Below are 17,863 nucleotides of genomic sequence, written 5' to 3'. Positions count from 1 at the left end.
TCCTTTGTCAAGACCTGTTATCACAGAATGATTCGGTTATACTGTGGGCCGTTGTCCAATCGGACCGCCTTTTTAGGCCGAAATTTTATTGTTAGCTGAGTCAGGAGATGCGGATGTTAAAGCGTGAAATGAACATTGCCGATTATGATGCCGAACTGTGGCAGGCTATGGAGCAGGAAAAAGTACGTCAGGAAGAGCACATCGAACTGATCGCCTCCGAAAACTACACCAGTCCGCGTGTGATGCAGGCGCAGGGCTCTCAGCTGACCAACAAATATGCTGAAGGATATCCGGGCAAGCGTTACTACGGCGGCTGCGAATATGTCGACGTGGTTGAGCAACTGGCTATCGACCGTGCGAAAGAGCTGTTCGGCGCAGACTATGCTAACGTCCAGCCGCACTCCGGCTCCCAGGCTAACTTTGCCGTCTACACCGCGCTGCTGCAGCCGGGCGACACCGTGCTCGGTATGAACCTGGCGCAGGGCGGCCACCTGACTCACGGCTCCCCGGTTAACTTCTCCGGCAAACTGTACAACATCATCCCTTACGGTATCGATGAGTCCGGCAAAATTGACTACGACGACATGGCGAAGCAGGCTCAGGAACACAAACCGAAGATGATCATCGGTGGTTTCTCCGCTTACTCCGGTATCGTTGACTGGGCGAAAATGCGTGAAATCGCTGACAGCATCGGCGCTTACCTGTTCGTCGATATGGCGCACGTGGCAGGCCTGATTGCCGCTGGCGTGTACCCGAACCCGGTTCCGCATGCGCACGTCGTGACCACCACCACCCACAAAACCCTGGCGGGTCCGCGCGGCGGCCTGATCCTGGCGAAAGGCGGTAGCGAAGAGCTGTATAAGAAACTGAACTCTGCCGTATTCCCAAGCGCGCAGGGCGGCCCGCTGATGCACGTTATCGCGGCGAAAGCGGTGGCGCTGAAAGAAGCGATGGAGCCAGAGTTTAAAGTTTACCAGCAGCAGGTTGCGAAAAACGCCAAAGCAATGGTGGAAGTGTTCCTGAACCGCGGCTACAAAGTGGTGTCTGGCGGTACTGAGAACCACCTGTTCCTGCTGGACCTGGTGGATAAAAACCTGACCGGTAAAGAAGCTGACGCCGCCCTGGGCCGCGCCAACATCACCGTCAACAAAAACAGCGTGCCGAACGATCCGAAGAGCCCGTTCGTGACCTCCGGTATCCGTATCGGTTCTCCGGCGGTGACTCGCCGCGGCTTTAAAGAAGCGGAAGTCAAAGAGCTGGCTGGCTGGATGTGTGACGTGCTGGACAACATCAATGACGACGCGGTCATTGAGCGCGTGAAAGGCAAAGTGCTGGATATCTGCGCCCGCTTCCCGGTATATGCGTAAGCGTTAGCGTTGACATCAAAAAGGCCGCGTATGCGGCCTTTTTTTGTCTCTGTTGATTAGCGGCGGTCGAGGGAGATCGCACCGGGGCCGGTGATCGCCAGCAGCAGGAAGGCGCCGGCAATACTGACGTTTTTCCAGAAGTTAATCATGTTCGGCAATACCGCGTCGCCGGTCATATCCCAGTAATGATGGCCAATCACCGCCGTGCCCAGGGTGTAGAAGATAAAGATAACCGCCAGCGGGCGGGTGAAAAAGCCAAGCACAATCAGAATCGCGGCTGGCACTTCCATAATAACGGCGATAATCGCCGCCAGCGTCGGCAACGGCGCGCCGGACGCGGCCATGTACTGCACGGTGCCGCCAAAACCCAGCAGTTTGGGATAGCCAAACAGAATAAACAGAACCACCACGGCGATGCGGGCGATGAGCAGCAACAGAGAGCGGGAAGCGCCAAAATCAAAATAGCGGAGTGTGTTCATAATCAGCTCGTTATGAGAGAAGTGTGATTTAAACGTAATACACAAATTTGCGCTCCGCCACGTTCGTTAATGACTAAACCAGCGTCTGCAATTGCTCCTCAACGTACAGATAACCTATCCCCATCAGCTGTTGGGCGCGGGTCAGCTGGCCAAAGCCAATTTGGGTGGCGTGCGCTCGCGGCGTATCCCGGTGGTCAAAGGGGTTGAAACCCGTTTGTTTGACGATATTTTCCAGCCACTGCTCACCAAAGGCGCAGCTGCGCCCGTAAAGCCAGATCTGATTAATATTTAATATATTCAGGAAATTATAGAGGCTTAAGCCAATGGCGTTGGCAGCGTTATCAACCCATGCGCGAATTTGCACATCTCCCTCTTTCCAGGCCTCAATGAGCGACGCCGTGGTTAACTGATCGGGGGAGAGCGTTGCTTCAGGCTGCGTTTTGAGCCACATTCGGGCCTGTTTTTTCAGCGCGCTGAGAGAGGCGACGGTTTCGAGGCAGCCGTATCTTCCGCAGTCGCAGGCTTTGCCGTCAGGATTAACAATCGTATGCCCTATCTGCCCGCTGCCGTACAGGCTGCCGCGATAAATATGATCGTTAATCACAAATGACGAGCCGATACCGTAGTCGACGTTGATCACGCAAAAATCCGGCTGTGTACCCTGATGTTGCCACTTCTCCGCCAGCGCCAGCATCACGCAGTCGTTATCCACCCGAACCTGCACGCCAAGCCGCTCCTCAAGCAGATACTTTATTTCGACCGGTGTTTTCCAGCGTGCCTGGGGCATGGTTTGTGAAACGCCGGTTATCGGATCAACCTGTCCATGTACGCCAAGTGCGAGATTGATGCTGTGCTGCGGGTAGCGGCGGTGGATATGCCGCCAGCATTCAACGATGGCCTCAAGCAGGGACGGTGGGGTGGGGGCGTTGACTGGCAAATACTGGTGCTCATCCACTGCCAGCAGGCGGGCGTCAGCAAGCTGATACTCAATGCTGGTCGGGGTGATATTCATGCACAGTGTCCAGGCGCCGTGTTCGGGGATCTGGTAGCTGCCGCTGTTCACGCCCCGTTTGCTCATGTGTTCCGTTGAGTGACTGATTAATCCCTCGCTCAGCAGCTCGGCGAGAATATTGCTCACCGCCGGAATGGAGAGTCCGGTGAGTTGAGAGAGCTGTGATTTACTGAGCTGCTTTTCCCGCCACAGATGGGAAAGAAAAATCGATTTATTGGCCTGCCGGACCCGGGCGTTATTAAAACCAGTACGCTGCATACACTTAACTCCCTTAACTATATTGCGTGAGCTTTGCGCATTTTAACAGCGAACTGGCGCTATAGACTCCTCTCATAGCATATTTTACTTCGTTTTGTTTAGTGGAGGCGTCATGTACGGTTCGGTTAAGGTCTGGCAGGAAACCATTTCATTACCAACGTGGACGACGGGAGCGGAAGATCCGAACCCTATGTTTCTGGAAAAACGTGTTTATCAAGGATCTTCCGGCAGCGTCTATCCCTACGGCGTGATTGATACCCTGACCGGCGAACGTGAAATGCGCGATTATCACGCCGTGTGGATGGAGAATGATTTCCTTCGGGTCATGCTGCTACCGGAGCTGGGCGGCCGAATTCATCGAGCATATGACAAAGTCAAACAACGTGATTTCGTCTATTACAATGAAGTGGTTAAGCCAGCCCTGGTAGGGCTTCTCGGTCCCTGGATCTCCGGCGGAATCGAATTTAACTGGCCGCAACATCACCGGCCGACGACCTTTATGCCGGTCGATTTTTCTGTTCAGCAGGGAAAGAACGGCGCCCAGACCGTATGGATGGGGGAAGCGGAGCCCATGCGCGGTTTGCAGGTTATGGCCGGGTTTACACTCTATCCTGACCGCGCGCTGATTGAAATCACTGGCAAGATCTTTAATGGTAACGCCACGCCGCGCCATTTCCTGTGGTGGGCCAACCCTGCAGTCAAAGGCGGAGATGCCCACCAGAGTGTATTCCCTCCCGATGTCACTGCTGTATTCGACCATGGTAAGCGCGATGTTTCCGCTTTCCCGATTGCGACCGGTACCTACTACAAGGTGGACTATTCTGCGGGAGTTGATATCTCCCGTTATAAAAACGTTCCGGTCCCCACTTCGTATATGGCGGAGAAGTCGGACTACGATTTTGTCGGCGCTTATCACCATGACGAGCGAGGTGGGTTACTGCATGTTGCCGATCACCACGTCTCTCCGGGTAAAAAACAGTGGAGCTGGGGCTATGGGGAGTTTGGCCAGGCCTGGGATCGAAATCTGACCGATGAAAATGGCCCCTACATTGAGTTAATGACCGGAGTCTTCACCGATAACCAGCCTGACTTTACGTGGCTGGCGCCTTATGAAGAGAAGGTGTTTGTGCAAAATTTCCTTCCCTATAGCGAGTTAGGGATGGTGCAAAACGCCAATACGCAGCTGGCACTGAAGCTGGTTCGCGAGTCTGGGCAACTGCAGCTTGGCGTGTATGCCGTTGCTCCGCTACATCATATCGTGGTTGAACTCAGCGCTGACCATCAGTCATTTTACGAAACTCAGCTGACGCTGAAGCCCGGTGAGAGCTGGCAGCAGACGCTGCCGGAAAATGGCGCCGGGTGCTTAACCCTCAAAGTGAAAAATGCCGAGAACCAATTACTGCTGGATTATCAGGAGCATATTACCCGGCAGACGCCGCTGCCCGATCCGGCGTCAGCGCCAGCGATGCCGGAAGAAATCCACAATAGTGACGAACTCTATTTTATCGGTCAGCACCTTGAACAATACAACCACGCAAGCCGCTATGCCGGAGATTACTATCGCCGGGCGATTGAGCTTGACCCGCAGGATTATCGCAATAATGTTGCCCTCGGTACCCTGGCATTCAACTGTGCCGATTGGGCGCTGGCGGAGCAGTGTGCCCGCGCCGCGCTACAGCGCGCGCATCGTCTGAATAAGAACCCGCGAGATGGCGAAGCCAGTATGCTGCTTGCCAGCGTGCTGGAAAGGATGGGGGATGATGCAGGCGCCTGGGATCACTATTACAAAGCCTCCTGGAGCGGTAACTGCCGTGACGCCGCCTGGTGGTCGCTGGCGCGGCTGGCGATGAAGCGCGGTGATGTTGCCGATGCGCTGGAAAAAGTAAACACCAGTCTGCGGTTCAACGCCAGCAATCCTCTGGCGATGGGGCTGAAAGCGCTGGCATTAGCCAACAGTGGGCAGAAGCAAGCAGCGCTGGAGTTTATTTTCGCCTCTCTTGAACAATACCCATTGGGCTATCCGCTGCACTGCGCACGCTGGATGATTGAGCGGAGCGACGACGCGCGGGAGACCCTGCTGCGCATCACGGGGCGCAGAGGGGTCAACGCCAGCCTGCTGGCGGGCTGGCTGCTCTCTCTCGGACAGAAGCAGGCGGCGAAAGAGGTGCTTGAGGTTGTGGATTGTCAGGAAGCGCTGCCGATGCTGTGGCGTGCGTCCTTGAGCGATGACGCCAATAAACGGCAACAGTTTATTACCGAAGCCGAGCACTGCCATGCGCGGAAAGTACGTTTCCCCAACACGCTCGATGAAGTTCAGATGCTGCAAAACCTGAGCGATAGCGCTTTTGCCCGCTATCTGCTCGGTTGCTTCTGGTACAGCAAACGTCGCTATGAAGAGGCGGTGAGCTGCTGGCGCGAGACGCTGGAAAAATCTCCCGATTATGCGCCTGCTCATCGTCTGCTGGGCGTCTACTCCTGGAATAAACAGCAGGATGCAACGCAGGCGCTGGCTTATCTGCAGCGCGCCGTCGCGCTGGAACCGGAAAATGCGCGCTTCCTGTTTGAACTCGATTTTTTGCAAAAATTACTGGCCAGGCCGGTACATGAGCGACTGACGACGCTGGTGGAACGTAAAGCCGTGGTACTGAAGCGGGACGACCTGACCGCTGAGCTGCTAAGCCTGCGGAACGCGTCTGGTCATTATGCCGATGCCGCCGCGATTCTGGATACGCGCGTATTCCATCCCTGGGAAGGAGGAGAAGGGAAAATCACCGGCCAGTATTTGCTCAATCAGCTTCATCGGGCATTACAGTTCATCGAGCGTGAGGCGTTTAAACAGGCCATCGACTGTCTGAAAGCCGCATTACGCTATCCCGACAATCTGGGGGAGGGGCGACTGCCTGGGCAAACGGACAACGATATCTGGTATTTGCTGGGCTATTGCGCAGAACAGGCTGGGGATGCGCAGCAGGCGGCGGAATATTACCAGCTTGCCCGGCAAGGTGGCTCAACGCTGGACGCCGGGCGTTACTACAACGATCAACCCGCCGATTACCTTTTCTGGCAGGGCATTGCGCTGAGTAAGAGCGGTAAACCAGCGCAGGCCGAGCAGCACTTCCGCCATTTTATCGACTGGGCCGTGCAGCATCGGGATGACGTTCCGCAAGTTGATTTTTTTGCCGTCTCTCTTCCGGACCTGGTGGTTCTCGACGTATCAGCGCAGCAAAGACATCAGCAGCACTGCTTGTTTATTGAGGCGCTGGGACATCTGGGGCTGGGTAATGTATCCGCCTGCCAGCAGAGGATGCAGCAGCTTCTGCAAATCAACCCGGCTCATGATAAAGCGCATCTGATTCGCCATGCTCTGCAAAGCGGCATTTTTTCCTGAACCTGAAAGTGGCGGGCTCGGCCCGCCTGAACCCTACTGTTCCCTGCGTTTCCCTTATAGAGGAATCATTATGAATAACGCGCAGACACATTTGAAAATGGGCTACGTCTGGACGATTTGTCTGGTCGCTGCCTGCGGTGGTTTACTGTTTGGCTATGACTGGGTGGTGATTGGCGGCGCTAAGCCATTTTATGAAGCCTGGTTTTCAATTACCGACCCGGCGCAGTCGGGTTGGGCGATGAGCTCAGCGCTGTTGGGGTGCATTTTCGGCGCATTAATTTCGGGATGGTGCGCCGATAAACTGGGACGCAAACTGCCATTAATTCTTTCCGCTGTGCTGTTCAGCGCGTCGGCGTGGGGGACGGCGGTCGCCAGTCATTTCGACATGTTTGTGGTTTACCGCATTGTGGGTGGCGTGGGGATTGGTCTGGCATCCGCGCTCAGCCCGCTCTACATTGCCGAAGTTAGCCCGGCAGAGAAAAGAGGACGCTTTGTCGCGGTCAACCAGCTCACCATCGTGATTGGCGTGCTGGCCGCTCAGTTAATCAATCTGATGATTGCTGAACCGGTGGAGACGGGGGCGACGCAGCAGATGATTGTGGAGAGCTGGAACGGGCAGATGGGATGGCGCTGGATGTTCGGCGCGGAACTGGTTCCGGCGCTGGCGTTTCTGGTTCTGATGTTTTTTGTTCCCGAGTCGCCGCGCTGGCTCATGAAGGCCGGTAAACCGGAGCGCGCCCGGGCGGCGCTGGAACGCATTGGTTCTGCCGACTATGCCGACCGGATCCTGCGTGAAATCGCGCATACCCTGGAAAAGGATAACAACAAAGTTTCCTACGGCGCGCTGTTGGCTCCCCAGGTGAAACCGATTGTGATCATTGGCATGGTGCTCGCCATATTCCAGCAGTGGTGCGGGATTAACGTCATCTTTAACTACGCGCAGGAGATTTTTGCCTCGGCGGGGTTCGATATTAACAGCACGCTGAAATCGATCGTCGCGACGGGCGTCGTTAATCTGGTCTTTACCATTGCGGCGCTGCCGCTGGTGGATAAAATCGGTCGCCGTAAATTAATGCTGCTTGGCGCTTCGGGATTGACGCTGATCTATGTGCTGATCGCCGGCGCTTACGCCATGGGCATAATGGGGTGGCCGGTACTGTTGCTGGTGCTGGCGGCGATTGCTATTTATGCGTTGACCCTGGCGCCGGTGACCTGGGTGCTGCTGGCGGAGATTTTTCCCAACCGCGTACGTGGACTCGCGATGTCTTTAGGTACTCTGGCGCTTTGGATTGCCTGCTTCCTGTTAACCTATACTTTCCCGCTGCTGAATGCCGGCCTGGGCGCGGCAGGCAGCTTCCTGCTGTATGGCGTCATTTGTGCGGCCGGCTACCTCTATATCCTGCGCAACGTGCCGGAAACGAAAGGTATCACCCTTGAAGCGCTGGAAGAGCAGCTGGCGCAGCGTCATTCGGGCGTTAATGCGGCGAAGCAGGAGCAGATGCGCTAATGGCGGAAGAGTGGATTCTGGAAAACGCGCATCTGCGGATGCGCATCTCCTCCCTGGGTGGCAAAGTACAAAGTTTGTTCTACCGGCAACATCAGGCTCCGGTGCTGTACGAAAACCCGGCGGGCGGCATGTTTCCTATGCTGCCATTGGCCAATCGCGTCGCCGGCAACCGTTTTACTTTTCATGGGCAGGAGATTGCCCTGCCTCGCCACCATGCCGACGAGCACTTCTTTCTTCACGGTGACGGCTGGTTACAGCGCTGGGAAATTATTGAGCAAGGTGCCGGGTATTGTGTATTGCAGCTGCGTCGGCAGCATGCCTGCGGTTTCGATTATCTGGCGCAGCTCCGCTACCAGTTGCTGCGTAACCAGCTGATAGCGGAGCTAACGCTCACCCACTGTGGGGAGGCCCCAGCGCTTTACGGCTGCGGCTTTCATCCCTTTTTCCCTTTTGATGAGCGCAGTAAGGCCCAGTTCGAAGCCAGCGGCTACTGGCCGGAAGGGGAACATCATCTCCCTCTCGGCTGGCAAGGCGAACTGCCCGACTACGCTGATTTCAGCGTGGCGCAGTTCGGGGAGGATCGTTGGCTGAACGTGGGTTATTCCGGCTGGGGCGGGCGGGCGAGGGTAAGCAATGACGTGATGAATATCACAATTCTATCGCAAACTCCGTGGTTGATGCTTTTCAGAATGCAAGGTGAATCATTCCTTTGCCTCGAGCCGCAAAGCCATCCGGTAAACGCCCACAACATGGACGGGCAGCCGGGGCTGCGAGTTTTAGGCGCGGGAGAGAAACTGAATTTTTCGCTGAAAATCATCATCGAGGGGGCATAAATAACGAGCTATCAGCAGACAAGAGTATCTTGCGCCCGCCGGGGTTTATCGCCAGACTATCGCCACCATTCGGGAGGAAATCATGGTCTTGCACTCCACGCGCTGGCTGGCGCTCAGTTATTTCACCTACTTTTTTAGCTACGGTATTTTTCTGCCCTTCTGGAGCGTCTGGCTGGCAGGCAATGGACTGACTCCGGAAACCATTGGCATCTTGCTTGGCGCCGGGCTGGTGGCCCGTTTTCTCGGTAGCCTGCTGATTGCCCCGCGGGTCAGCGATCCCTCCCGGCTGATCGCCGCCTTGCGCGTGCTGGCGCTGTTAACCTTGCTCTTTGCGCTGGCCTTCTGGGCCGGCAGTCACGTGGCATGGCTGCTGGCCATTATCGTTGGCTTCAACCTGTTCTTTTCACCACTGGTGCCGCTGACGGATGCCCTGGCCAATACCTGGCAAAAGCAGATCACCATGGACTATGGCCGGGTGCGGCTATGGGGCTCCATTGCTTTCGTCATCGGTTCCGCGCTGACCGGCAAGCTGGTGAGCCTGTTTGATTACCGGGCGATCCTGTTGATGTTAAGCCTTGGCGTTGCCTCGATGCTGCTCGGCATGCTGCTCAAACCGTCGGTGATGCCGCAGGGAGAGTCGCGCCAGCAGCAGGGGGCCGGTCTGACGGCATGGCTGACGCTGGTGCGCCAGAGCTGGCGCTTCCTGGCCTGCGTTTGTCTGCTGCAGGGGGCGCACGCCGCCTACTATGGCTTTAGCGCCATCTACTGGCAGCAGGCTGGCTATTCGGCTTCGGCGGTCGGTTATCTGTGGTCGTTAGGCGTGGTGGCGGAAGTGGTGATCTTCGCATTAAGCAAAAAAGTGTTCCGCCGCTTCAGCGCGCGCGATCTGCTGCTGCTCTCCGCTGTGTGCGGGCTGATCCGCTGGACGCTGATGGGCTGGACCACGGCGCTGCCAGGGCTCATCCTCGCGCAGATCCTCCACTGTGGCACCTTCACGGTGTGTCACCTGGCGGCGATGCGCTATATCGCCGCCCGTCAGGGCAGCGAGGTGATCCGCCTGCAGGCCGTCTACTCGGCGGTGGCGATGGGGGGAAGTATTGCCATCATGACCGTCTTCGCTGGCTTCCTCTACCAGCACCTGCACCAGGGCGTATTCTGGGTGATGGCGATGCTAACGATCCCGGCGCTGGTTATTCGACCGAAAGCGGTAGCGGCCTAGTCTTCGAGCATCGCGCAGATATGCTGCTGCTGACGTTCAGTAAAGCCGTTTTCCGCATGGATTAGCGGCGGCGAAAACAGCGGCAGCGCCGTCGCATAGGGGGTGACAATCAGTGTGACCCCTTTCGGTGTACCTTCCTTTTGAAAGCGCTCTACGCTCTGGTATTTGATATTTAGCGGCAGCAGCGTGAGTTCGCGCAGTTGCTGTTCCAGCGTCGCTTCAATATCCGGATTATCATCGGTCAGCAGCAGGACCTGCTTCTCGTGCAGGTCGCTTTTTTGCATCAGCCAGGCGCCAAAGATCACCGCGATTAAGCTGGTCTCCTCCTCATTAAAACGAATGTGCCAGGCCTCCTCGAATTCACCCAATGCCGCCTGGGTGGTGCGCAGTAAGCGGGGATAGAGCCGGCTCACTTCCTCTGTGAGCGCACTGTCGATGCCGATGGCAAACACGCTGCGGATCAATGCCTGCGACAAATGAATATAGAGTTGATCGCTGAGCCCCTGCTCATCACTGAACGACCTGCCGGCGAGGATCTGGAAGCGGTGGATCAGGCCGGAGATAGCCAGCCGCAGGCGGCGATCCTGCGGATGACCGTCGCGAAGCGGATCGGGAGTTTTGAGCAACATAAACAGCAATGAGAGGAAAAAGGGTTCCCCGACATGCGGCGGAGCCCCGACCCGGCGCTGCCAGTGGCGGACAATCTCCTGCGCCAGGGTAAACTCGGCGGCGGTCTGGGCCCAGTGCTGCTGTTCATCGTTAAAGTCAGGCGAATAGCCCCGGTGATGTTCAAGCAGGCAATACTGCAGGTACAGGCGCAGAAACTGCACGTCCCGGCAGTCGAACTGGCGATTGAGCGCCCGCGCGCAGCGATTGACCAGCGCCTGCAGATTGGTATCGTCGTATAAAGTGCGGGCGATACCTTCCTGTTTAAGCTGCGTTTTCAGCGCCGGGGTAAAATGATGGTTAACGAACTGCGGGCACAGACGCAGCCCCCGCCGCAGCGCATGCAGCAGACATAAACGTTGGTCGAGCGCGGCGCCTTCAATCCGATAGCTGCCGTCCACCTGTGACTGGAGGGTCAAGCGGTGGTAACGCTGAATTTCGCGTCCGGTCTCCTCAATATCCTGCCGGGCCGTGGTCTCATCAACGAGGTTGATTCTGCCAAGCCGTTCAGTCGTTACCGACTGCCCGGGCAGATAAAACATCAGGAGCACCTGGCTACGGCGCTGTGGACTGGAAAGCGCAGATGGTGGTTCAATGACGGTCATCATCTGGTAAGTTCCAGTTAGGGTTTCCGCTAAGGATAGACAATGACGGCGGTGGGGACAGGGAAGAGCGTCTGCTTTAGCTCAGGATTGCTGGCGAAGGTCACAGAATTTTTCACGTGAGGAACAGATGAACAGAGTGAAACAATGCACCGGCGCGGCGTTTTTCATGGTTTTATCGTGGTCAGCCGCCGCGCATCCGCATAGCTTCATCAGTTTGCACAGCGAGCCGGTGATCGAAGACGGTCTGTTGAGCGCCTTTAAAATGCGCTGGACCATGGACGAAATAACCTCATCGGATCTGCTCTATGATGCCGGAAGCGCCAAACCGGGCAGCGAAGTGTGGAAAAAGCTGGCGGCGGAGGTGATGGCCAACGTGCTCGGCCAGCACTATTTCAGCGAGCTGTGGCACAACGGCCAGCGGGTGAAATTTGCCAATCGTCCCGCTGGCTATGGCCTCGAGCGTGAAGGACTGCAGGCGGTTCTGACCTTTACCCTGCCGCTGGCGACGCCGCAACCCGTTGCCGGGCAGACGTTTACCTTCTCCACCTTCGACCCGACCTACTACGTCGACATGTTTTATGACAAGGATAGCGATTTTTCCCTGCCCGCAGCCCTGCAGGATGCCTGTAAGGCAACGGTGATGACGCCAAAACCGAACGACAAAATGCTCTCGTACGCTCAGTCGCTGGATAAAGCGGATGCGCCGCCGGAGGATATGGCACTGGGCAGCTATTTTGCCCAGAAGGTGACCCTGACATGTCAGTGATTTTTACCCCGCGCGCGCGATCCTCGCGCTGGAAAGCGCTGTGGCCGCTGGCGCTGTTGCTGGCTGTGAGCATCATCGGCGGTATTTGGCTGTGGCAGGCGTGGCCGCAGGTGCTGATGCAGAGCGCTGTCTGGCAGCGTTCGCTGAATCTGGAACTCAGCCGTCTGCTGCAGGCGGTGGCGGAGAACCCGGCAGCGGCGGGGCTGTCGCTGCTCGGGTTCAGTTTCGTTTATGGTGTGCTGCATGCCTTAGGGCCCGGCCATGGTAAAATTGTCATTACTACCTGGCTCGCCACCCATCCCTCGAAGCTGAAATCGAGCATTAACCTGACGCTGGCCGCCTCTTTATTACAGGGGCTGGTGGCCATCGTGCTGGTGGTCGTGGTGCTGGCGCTGCTGCAGCTGCCGGCACGCCAGCTGCATCTCAGCAGTTTCTGGCTGGAGAAGGGCAGCTATCTGCTGGTGGGCGCGTTAGGTTTGCTGCTGTGCTGGCGGGCGCTAAAAAAGTTGTGTCTGCTGCTGAGTCGGCCAACGTTTACCGCTTTTACCCCGCATCATGTTCATCACGAGCACTGTGGCTGCGGGCACCAGCATCTCCCGGCGCCGGATCAGCTTCAGAGCGGCGACGACTGGCGGGCACGCGCCGCGATTGTCCTGTCGATGGGCATGCGCCCCTGCTCGGGGGCAATTATGGTCCTGCTGTTCAGCAAGGTGATCGGGGTGTTCAGTTGGGGGATGGCGGCGGCGCTGGCGATGGCGGCGGGAACCTCGTTGACCATTACCGCGCTGGCGTTGCTGGTGCACAGTTTTCGCCAGCTGGCGGTGAAGCTGGGCCAGCATCAGACGCCACCGCTGTGGCGCCAGGTGGGCTGGCTGACGCTGGCGCTGGCCGGAGGCGTCTTTTTGCTGGTGGCGGCAGGGGTGATGTGGGTCAGTGCTGTCCCGGCCGGCGGTGGGATCCGCCCGTTTTAGCCCGGCGCCGGGCGCAAATCCGAAAGTAGTCACCCGCGCTTGCCGCTGATGACGCGATGCTCTAGTTTTCCGCTTTTCGGCGGATGACAAGGAGTCGCAATGGCCGCAAATATCCTTTCTCCCGCGCAGAGCGGGCGGTTCTATTATGGCTGCGCCGCTGTCGCCGGGCTGCTGGTGGGGCTGGCGATCGTCTACTGGTTTCCGGCGCTGGCCAGCTGGTGGCCGGCGGATCTGGTGCGTGTCTACCACGCCATGCCATATGTTATGGGATTCGGGGTGGCGAGTGTCGGGGATATCCCGCTGGCGGCCTACGCCACTTTAACGCTGTCGGGGTTCGTCATGGCTTTTTGCCATCCCGGGCACAGTAAACTGCCCATCGTTGCCTGGGCCGTGCATAACCAGCCCTCACCGCGGGAAATGGTTGACTGGATCCTGCGCAGCTGGGTGCTGCAGTTCGGTTTTCTGGTGATCATTTTCTGGCGTTTCGCGTTTATGGGGAAGCTAAGCAGCGACAGGCTAATGCAGATTGCGGGCATCTGTAACGACGTTTGCTATCTGGCCACGCTGGTACTGGCATGGATCCTGCTGCGCGACAGCTGGCGCGGCGTTAAAGGCGTTGTCGCGCCGGCAGGTAACATTCGCTTACCGCTGATCTTTGCCCTGAGCTTTTATCTGCCGTTTCAGTTGATATGGATTTTACTCAGTGCGCAGCAGTATGAACTGCCCCTGTGGGGATGGCTGCTGCTGGCCCCGGCAATGGTAGGCGTGTTGCTGGCCCGGCTGGCGACGGTAGGGATAGCGCTGTGTCTCCAGCGCTGGCTGGGGCAACAGGGCTGTCTGCGCTGGCGCGGACCGCTGGCCCTGTTTAGCGGCCTGACGGTGCTGTGCATCGGCGGCAATGCGGTGATTCGCCAGATCCTCAACATGATAAAATGACATAAAAAAAGGAAGCCGCGGCTTCCTTTTTGTCATCAGTAAGAGATTAACGCTTCAGCGCATCGCTCAGTTGCTCACGCATATTCGCCAGCATCGCTTTTACTACACGCGGGTTACCGGCAACGATGTTGCCCGTCATCATATAGTTATGACCACCGGTGAAGTCGCAGACAATCGCGCCAGCTTCACGAGCGATCAGCTCGCCTGCAGCGAAATCCCATGGCTTCAGGGCGATTTCAAAGTAGCCGTCAACGCGGCCGGCGGCCACATAGGCCAGATCCAGCGCAGCGGAGCCGGTGCGACGGAAGTCGGCGCATTCGGTAAACATATTACCCAGAATATTCATGTAGGTGGTGGCGTGCTGCTTCGCTTTGAACGGGAAGCCGGTGGCGATGATAGTGCCATCGAGGTCACGCGCGTTGCTGCCGCGCAGACGATAGCCGTTCAGCTGCGCGCCCTGGCCGCGGGTGGCGGTAAACAGTTCGTTACGCATTGGATCGTAGACCACCGCGACTTCAGTACGGCCTTTAATGCGTACGGCGATGGAAACAGAGAAGTGCGGCAGACGTTTTACGAAGTTGGTGGTGCCATCCAGTGGATCGATAACCCATTGAACATCCTGATCTTCACCCTCGTGTTCACCGCTTTCTTCGGTGATGATGGTGTGCTGTGGGTAAGACTTGCGAATGGTTTCGATAATAATCGCTTCTGCGGCTTTATCGACGTTGGTCACAAAGTCATTGCTGCCTTTCTGGCTGGTTTCTACGGAATCTGGCGTTTCGTAGTGCTTGGCAATTAAATTACCCGCCTTGCGCGCTGCGCGCACGGCAATGTTCAGCATCGGATGCATCGGTCTCTCTCACTGGATGTTAAAGAACGGGAAAAAACGGCGCATATAGTAACAGCGAATTCTGCTTATGTCTCCGTTTTATGTTAGCATGCACGAATAATCTTTAGCCGAAGAACCATAATGCTGCAAAATATTCGAATCGTACTGGTAGAAACCTCTCACACCGGCAACATGGGCTCTGTAGCCCGCGCGATGAAAACCATGGGCTTAACTAACCTGTGGCTGGTCAATCCCCTGGTCAAACCCGATTCGCAGGCTATCGCGCTGGCCGCGGGCGCCAGCGATGTGATCGGCAACGCGCAGATCGTCGATACCCTCGATGAAGCCCTGGCGGGCTGCAGCCTGGTGGTCGGTACCAGCGCACGTTCCCGCACGCTGCCGTGGCCAATGCTCGATCCGCGCGAATGCGGAATCAAGAGCGTCGCCGAAGGTCAGCATGCGCCGGTGGCGCTGGTCTTTGGTCGCGAGCGCGTTGGCCTGACCAACGATGAACTGCAGAAGTGCCATTACCATGTGGCGATTGCCGCCAACCCGGAGTACAGCTCGCTGAACCTGGCGATGGCGGTGCAGGTTATTGCCTATGAAGTGCGGATGGCCTGGCTGGCGACGCAGGAGCAGGCGCAGCCGGCAGTTGATCATGAAGAGGCTCCATACCCGCTGGTGGACGATCTGGAACGTTTCTACGGCCATCTTGAGCAGACGCTGCTGGCGACGGGCTTCATCCGCCCGAACCATCCGGGGCAGGTGATGAACAAGCTGCGTCGTCTGTTCACCCGCGCGCGTCCGGAAAGCCAGGAGCTGAACATCCTGCGCGGCATGCTGGCGTCTATTGAACAGCAGAATAAAGGTAAGTAAGCGCGTTAACGCCGGATGGCGCTTCGCTTATCCGGCCTACGAATCTACATCTCTGTTCTAGCCCGGGCGAGGCCTTTGGCCGACCCCGGCAGCGGCTCGAAATTAATAACGGCACGGAAAGCCAAATACCTGACTAAAACAGTCAAGTAAATAGTTGACCAAATTACTCGGGAATGTCAGACTTGGCCCTGCTATGCAATACCCATATTAATAAAAAGCCCGGCCAGGGGCGAGTTTGAGGTTAAGTAAGACATGAGACTGACATCTAAAGGGCGTTATGCCGTGACCGCAATGCTTGACGTTGCGCTCAACTCTGAAACCGGCCCGGTGCCGTTGGCAGATATTTCAGAGCGTCAGGGAATTTCGCTTTCCTATCTGGAACAGCTGTTCTCTCGCCTGCGTAAAAATGGCCTGGTTTCCAGCGTTCGTGGTCCGGGCGGTGGTTATCTGTTAGGTAAAGATGCCAGCAGCATCGCCGTCGGCGAAGTGATTAGCGCCGTAGACGAATCCGTTGACGCGACCCGTTGCCAGGGCAAAGGCGGCTGTCAGGGCGGCGATAAGTGCCTGACTCACGCGCTGTGGCGCGATTTGAGCGAACGCCTGACCGGCTTCCTGAACAATATCACATTGGGTGAACTGGTGAATAACCAGGAGATCCTTGATGTGTCCGGTCGTCAGCATCAGCACGAAACCCAGCGCAATGCGCGCACCCAGGACGCGATCGACGTTAAACTGCGCGCCTGAGTGACCCGTCCCGTTTCGGGCTGCGGCTGACAGGGCAAAGCGGCACGAAACGGCGGGACAACGATTATAACGAGCTTTCAGAATCAGGCCGGGATGCTCCGACATTCCGTGTACTCGGTCGTACATCAAGCCGGTTGCCTGATTCCTTGCATTGAGTGATGTACGGAGTTTAAGAGCAATGAAATTACCGATTTATCTCGATTACTCCGCAACCACGCCGGTGGACCCGCGTGTTGCCGAGAAAATGATGCAGTTCCTGACCATGGACGGGACCTTTGGTAACCCGGCCTCCCGTTCCCACCGTTTTGGCTGGCAGGCTGAAGAGGCGGTTGATATCGCCCGCAATCAGATTGCCGAGCTGGTCGGTGCCGACCCGCGCGAAATCGTCTTTACCTCTGGTGCGACTGAATCCGATAACCTGGCGATCAAGGGTGCAGCCAACTTTTATCAGAAAAAAGGCAAGCACATCATCACCAGCAAAACCGAGCATAAAGCGGTTCTGGATACCTGCCGTCAGCTGGAGCGTGAAGGCTTCGAAGTGACCTACCTGGCGCCGCAGAGCAACGGGATTATCGATCTGAAAGAGCTGGAAGCGGCGATGCGTGACGACACCATCCTGGTTTCCATCATGCATGTGAATAACGAAATCGGCGTGGTGCAGGATATCGCTACCATCGGCGAGATGTGTCGCGCCCGCGGTATCATTTACCACGTAGACGCCACCCAGAGCGTGGGCAAGCTGCCTATCGATCTGAGCCAGCTGAAAGTGGACCTGATGTCCTTCTCCGGTCATAAAATCTACGGTCCGAAAGGTATCGGCGCGCTGTACGTTCGCCGTAAGCCGCGTATTCGTATCGAGGCGCAGATCCACGGTGGCGGCCATGAGCGCGGTATGCGTTCCGGTACTCTGCCAGTTCACCAGATCGTCGGCATGGGTGAAGCTTACCGTATCGCCAAAGAAGAGATGGAAAGCGAAATGGCGCGCCTGCGCACCCTGCGCAACCGTCTGTGGAACGGCGTGAAGGATATGGAAGAAGTTTACCTGAATGGCGACCTCGAGCAGGGCGCGCCGAACATTCTTAACGTCAGCTTCAACTATGTTGAAGGTGAGTCGCTGATTATGGCGCTGAAAGATCTGGCGGTTTCCTCCGGTTCAGCCTGTACTTCCGCGAGCCTTGAGCCATCCTACGTGCTGCGCGCGTTAGGCATGACCGATGAACTGGCGCACAGTTCTATTCGTTTCTCTTTAGGTCGTTTCACTACCGAAGAAGAGATTGACTATGCCATCGATCTGATTCGCAAATCCATTGGTCGTCTGCGTGAACTCTCTCCGCTGTGGGAAATGTTCAAGCAGGGCGTGGATCTGAACAGTATTGAATGGTCACATCACTAATTCGGCACCGATAA

At 56.9% G+C, this 17,863-nt stretch carries 15 protein-coding genes; 11 read left to right on the top strand and 4 right to left on the bottom strand.

The features are described from left to right. Positions 1 to 113 precede the first annotated feature (113 nt). Positions 114 to 1,367, top strand: a complete 1,254-nt coding sequence (gene glyA, locus ACKLKD_RS18050; RefSeq protein ID WP_002914027.1) for a serine hydroxymethyltransferase — start codon at positions 114 to 116, stop codon at positions 1,365 to 1,367. A gap of 56 nt (positions 1,368 to 1,423) precedes the next feature. Here glyA and ACKLKD_RS18045 read toward each other — a convergent pair whose 3' ends face one another. Beyond that, positions 1,424 to 1,846 (bottom strand): DoxX family protein, encoded by a 423-nt coding sequence (locus ACKLKD_RS18045; RefSeq protein WP_087805527.1) that lies wholly within the window; start codon positions 1,844 to 1,846, stop codon positions 1,424 to 1,426. A gap of 73 nt (positions 1,847 to 1,919) precedes the next feature. Next, positions 1,920 to 3,116: an ROK family transcriptional regulator gene (locus tag ACKLKD_RS18040; RefSeq protein WP_087805520.1), complete on the bottom strand. Its 1,197-nt coding sequence runs from the start codon at positions 3,114 to 3,116 to the stop codon at positions 1,920 to 1,922. A 112-nt stretch (positions 3,117 to 3,228) separates the two neighbouring features. Between ACKLKD_RS18040 and ACKLKD_RS18035 the strand changes: the two genes are divergently transcribed. The 4 genes from ACKLKD_RS18035 (at position 3,229) to ACKLKD_RS18020 (ending at position 10,063) form a co-directional block, all read left to right on the top strand. Beyond that, on the top strand, positions 3,229 to 6,504 hold the full coding sequence (locus ACKLKD_RS18035; RefSeq protein WP_087805518.1) for a DUF5107 domain-containing protein: 3,276 nt from the start codon (positions 3,229 to 3,231) through the stop codon (positions 6,502 to 6,504). A gap of 70 nt (positions 6,505 to 6,574) precedes the next feature. Continuing rightward, on the top strand, positions 6,575 to 8,011 hold the full coding sequence (locus ACKLKD_RS18030; protein WP_025711679.1) for a sugar porter family MFS transporter: 1,437 nt from the start codon (positions 6,575 to 6,577) through the stop codon (positions 8,009 to 8,011). Then, complete coding sequence (locus ACKLKD_RS18025) at positions 8,011 to 8,844, top strand: aldose 1-epimerase (protein WP_087805516.1); 834 nt, start codon at positions 8,011 to 8,013, stop codon at positions 8,842 to 8,844. The genes ACKLKD_RS18030 and ACKLKD_RS18025 overlap by 1 nt, the downstream gene beginning before the upstream one ends. 82 nt (positions 8,845 to 8,926) lie before the next feature. Then, positions 8,927 to 10,063 carry a 3-phenylpropionate MFS transporter gene (locus tag ACKLKD_RS18020; RefSeq protein ID WP_025711681.1) on the top strand — a complete coding sequence of 379 codons (1,137 nt, stop codon included), beginning with the start codon at positions 8,927 to 8,929 and terminating at the stop codon, positions 10,061 to 10,063. Here ACKLKD_RS18020 and csiE read toward each other — a convergent pair. Beyond that, positions 10,060 to 11,337, bottom strand: a complete 1,278-nt coding sequence (gene csiE / locus ACKLKD_RS18015; protein WP_080896822.1) for a stationary phase inducible protein CsiE — start codon at positions 11,335 to 11,337, stop codon at positions 10,060 to 10,062. The two genes, ACKLKD_RS18020 and csiE, sit on opposite strands and share 4 nt — an antisense overlap. 124 nt (positions 11,338 to 11,461) lie before the next feature. On the opposite strand from csiE, the gene ACKLKD_RS18010 reads away from it, so the two are divergent. The 3 genes from ACKLKD_RS18010 to ACKLKD_RS18000 all read left to right on the top strand — a co-directional run bounded on the left by ACKLKD_RS18010 (position 11,462) and on the right by ACKLKD_RS18000 (position 14,007). Continuing rightward, positions 11,462 to 12,100: a DUF1007 family protein gene (locus ACKLKD_RS18010; protein ID WP_080896823.1), complete on the top strand. Its 639-nt coding sequence runs from the start codon at positions 11,462 to 11,464 to the stop codon at positions 12,098 to 12,100. Next, positions 12,091 to 13,071 carry a nickel/cobalt transporter gene (locus ACKLKD_RS18005; RefSeq protein WP_025711684.1) on the top strand — a complete coding sequence of 327 codons (981 nt, stop codon included), beginning with the start codon at positions 12,091 to 12,093 and terminating at the stop codon, positions 13,069 to 13,071. Before ACKLKD_RS18010 ends, ACKLKD_RS18005 begins: the two co-directional genes overlap by 10 nt. Before the next feature lie 99 nt (positions 13,072 to 13,170). Then, positions 13,171 to 14,007 carry a hypothetical protein gene (locus ACKLKD_RS18000; protein ID WP_080896824.1) on the top strand — a complete coding sequence of 279 codons (837 nt, stop codon included), beginning with the start codon at positions 13,171 to 13,173 and terminating at the stop codon, positions 14,005 to 14,007. A 46-nt stretch (positions 14,008 to 14,053) separates the two neighbouring features. Here ACKLKD_RS18000 and suhB read toward each other — a convergent pair whose 3' ends face one another. After that, positions 14,054 to 14,857 carry an inositol-1-monophosphatase gene (gene suhB, locus ACKLKD_RS17995; protein WP_025711686.1) on the bottom strand — a complete coding sequence of 268 codons (804 nt, stop codon included), beginning with the start codon at positions 14,855 to 14,857 and terminating at the stop codon, positions 14,054 to 14,056. A 120-nt stretch (positions 14,858 to 14,977) separates the two neighbouring features. Between suhB and trmJ the strand changes: the two genes are divergently transcribed. From trmJ to iscS, 3 genes are all read left to right on the top strand, one after another. Next, a complete protein-coding gene (gene trmJ / locus ACKLKD_RS17990) occupies positions 14,978 to 15,712 on the top strand; it encodes a tRNA (cytosine(32)/uridine(32)-2'-O)-methyltransferase TrmJ (protein WP_025711687.1) in 735 nt (244 codons plus the stop codon). 252 nt (positions 15,713 to 15,964) lie between these two features. Then, positions 15,965 to 16,456, top strand: a complete 492-nt coding sequence (gene iscR / locus ACKLKD_RS17985; RefSeq protein ID WP_012540866.1) for a Fe-S cluster assembly transcriptional regulator IscR — start codon at positions 15,965 to 15,967, stop codon at positions 16,454 to 16,456. 178 nt (positions 16,457 to 16,634) lie between these two features. Beyond that, positions 16,635 to 17,849, top strand: coding sequence for a cysteine desulfurase (iscS, locus tag ACKLKD_RS17980; RefSeq protein ID WP_002913992.1), 1,215 nt, complete (start codon positions 16,635 to 16,637; stop codon positions 17,847 to 17,849). Positions 17,850 to 17,863 lie beyond the last annotated feature (14 nt).

Source organism: Klebsiella sp. 10982 (genome assembly GCF_048589245.1).
GTDB classification, from domain to species: domain Bacteria; phylum Pseudomonadota; class Gammaproteobacteria; order Enterobacterales; family Enterobacteriaceae; genus Klebsiella; species Klebsiella quasivariicola.
This window is presented reverse-complemented; position numbering and strand designations above follow the sequence as displayed.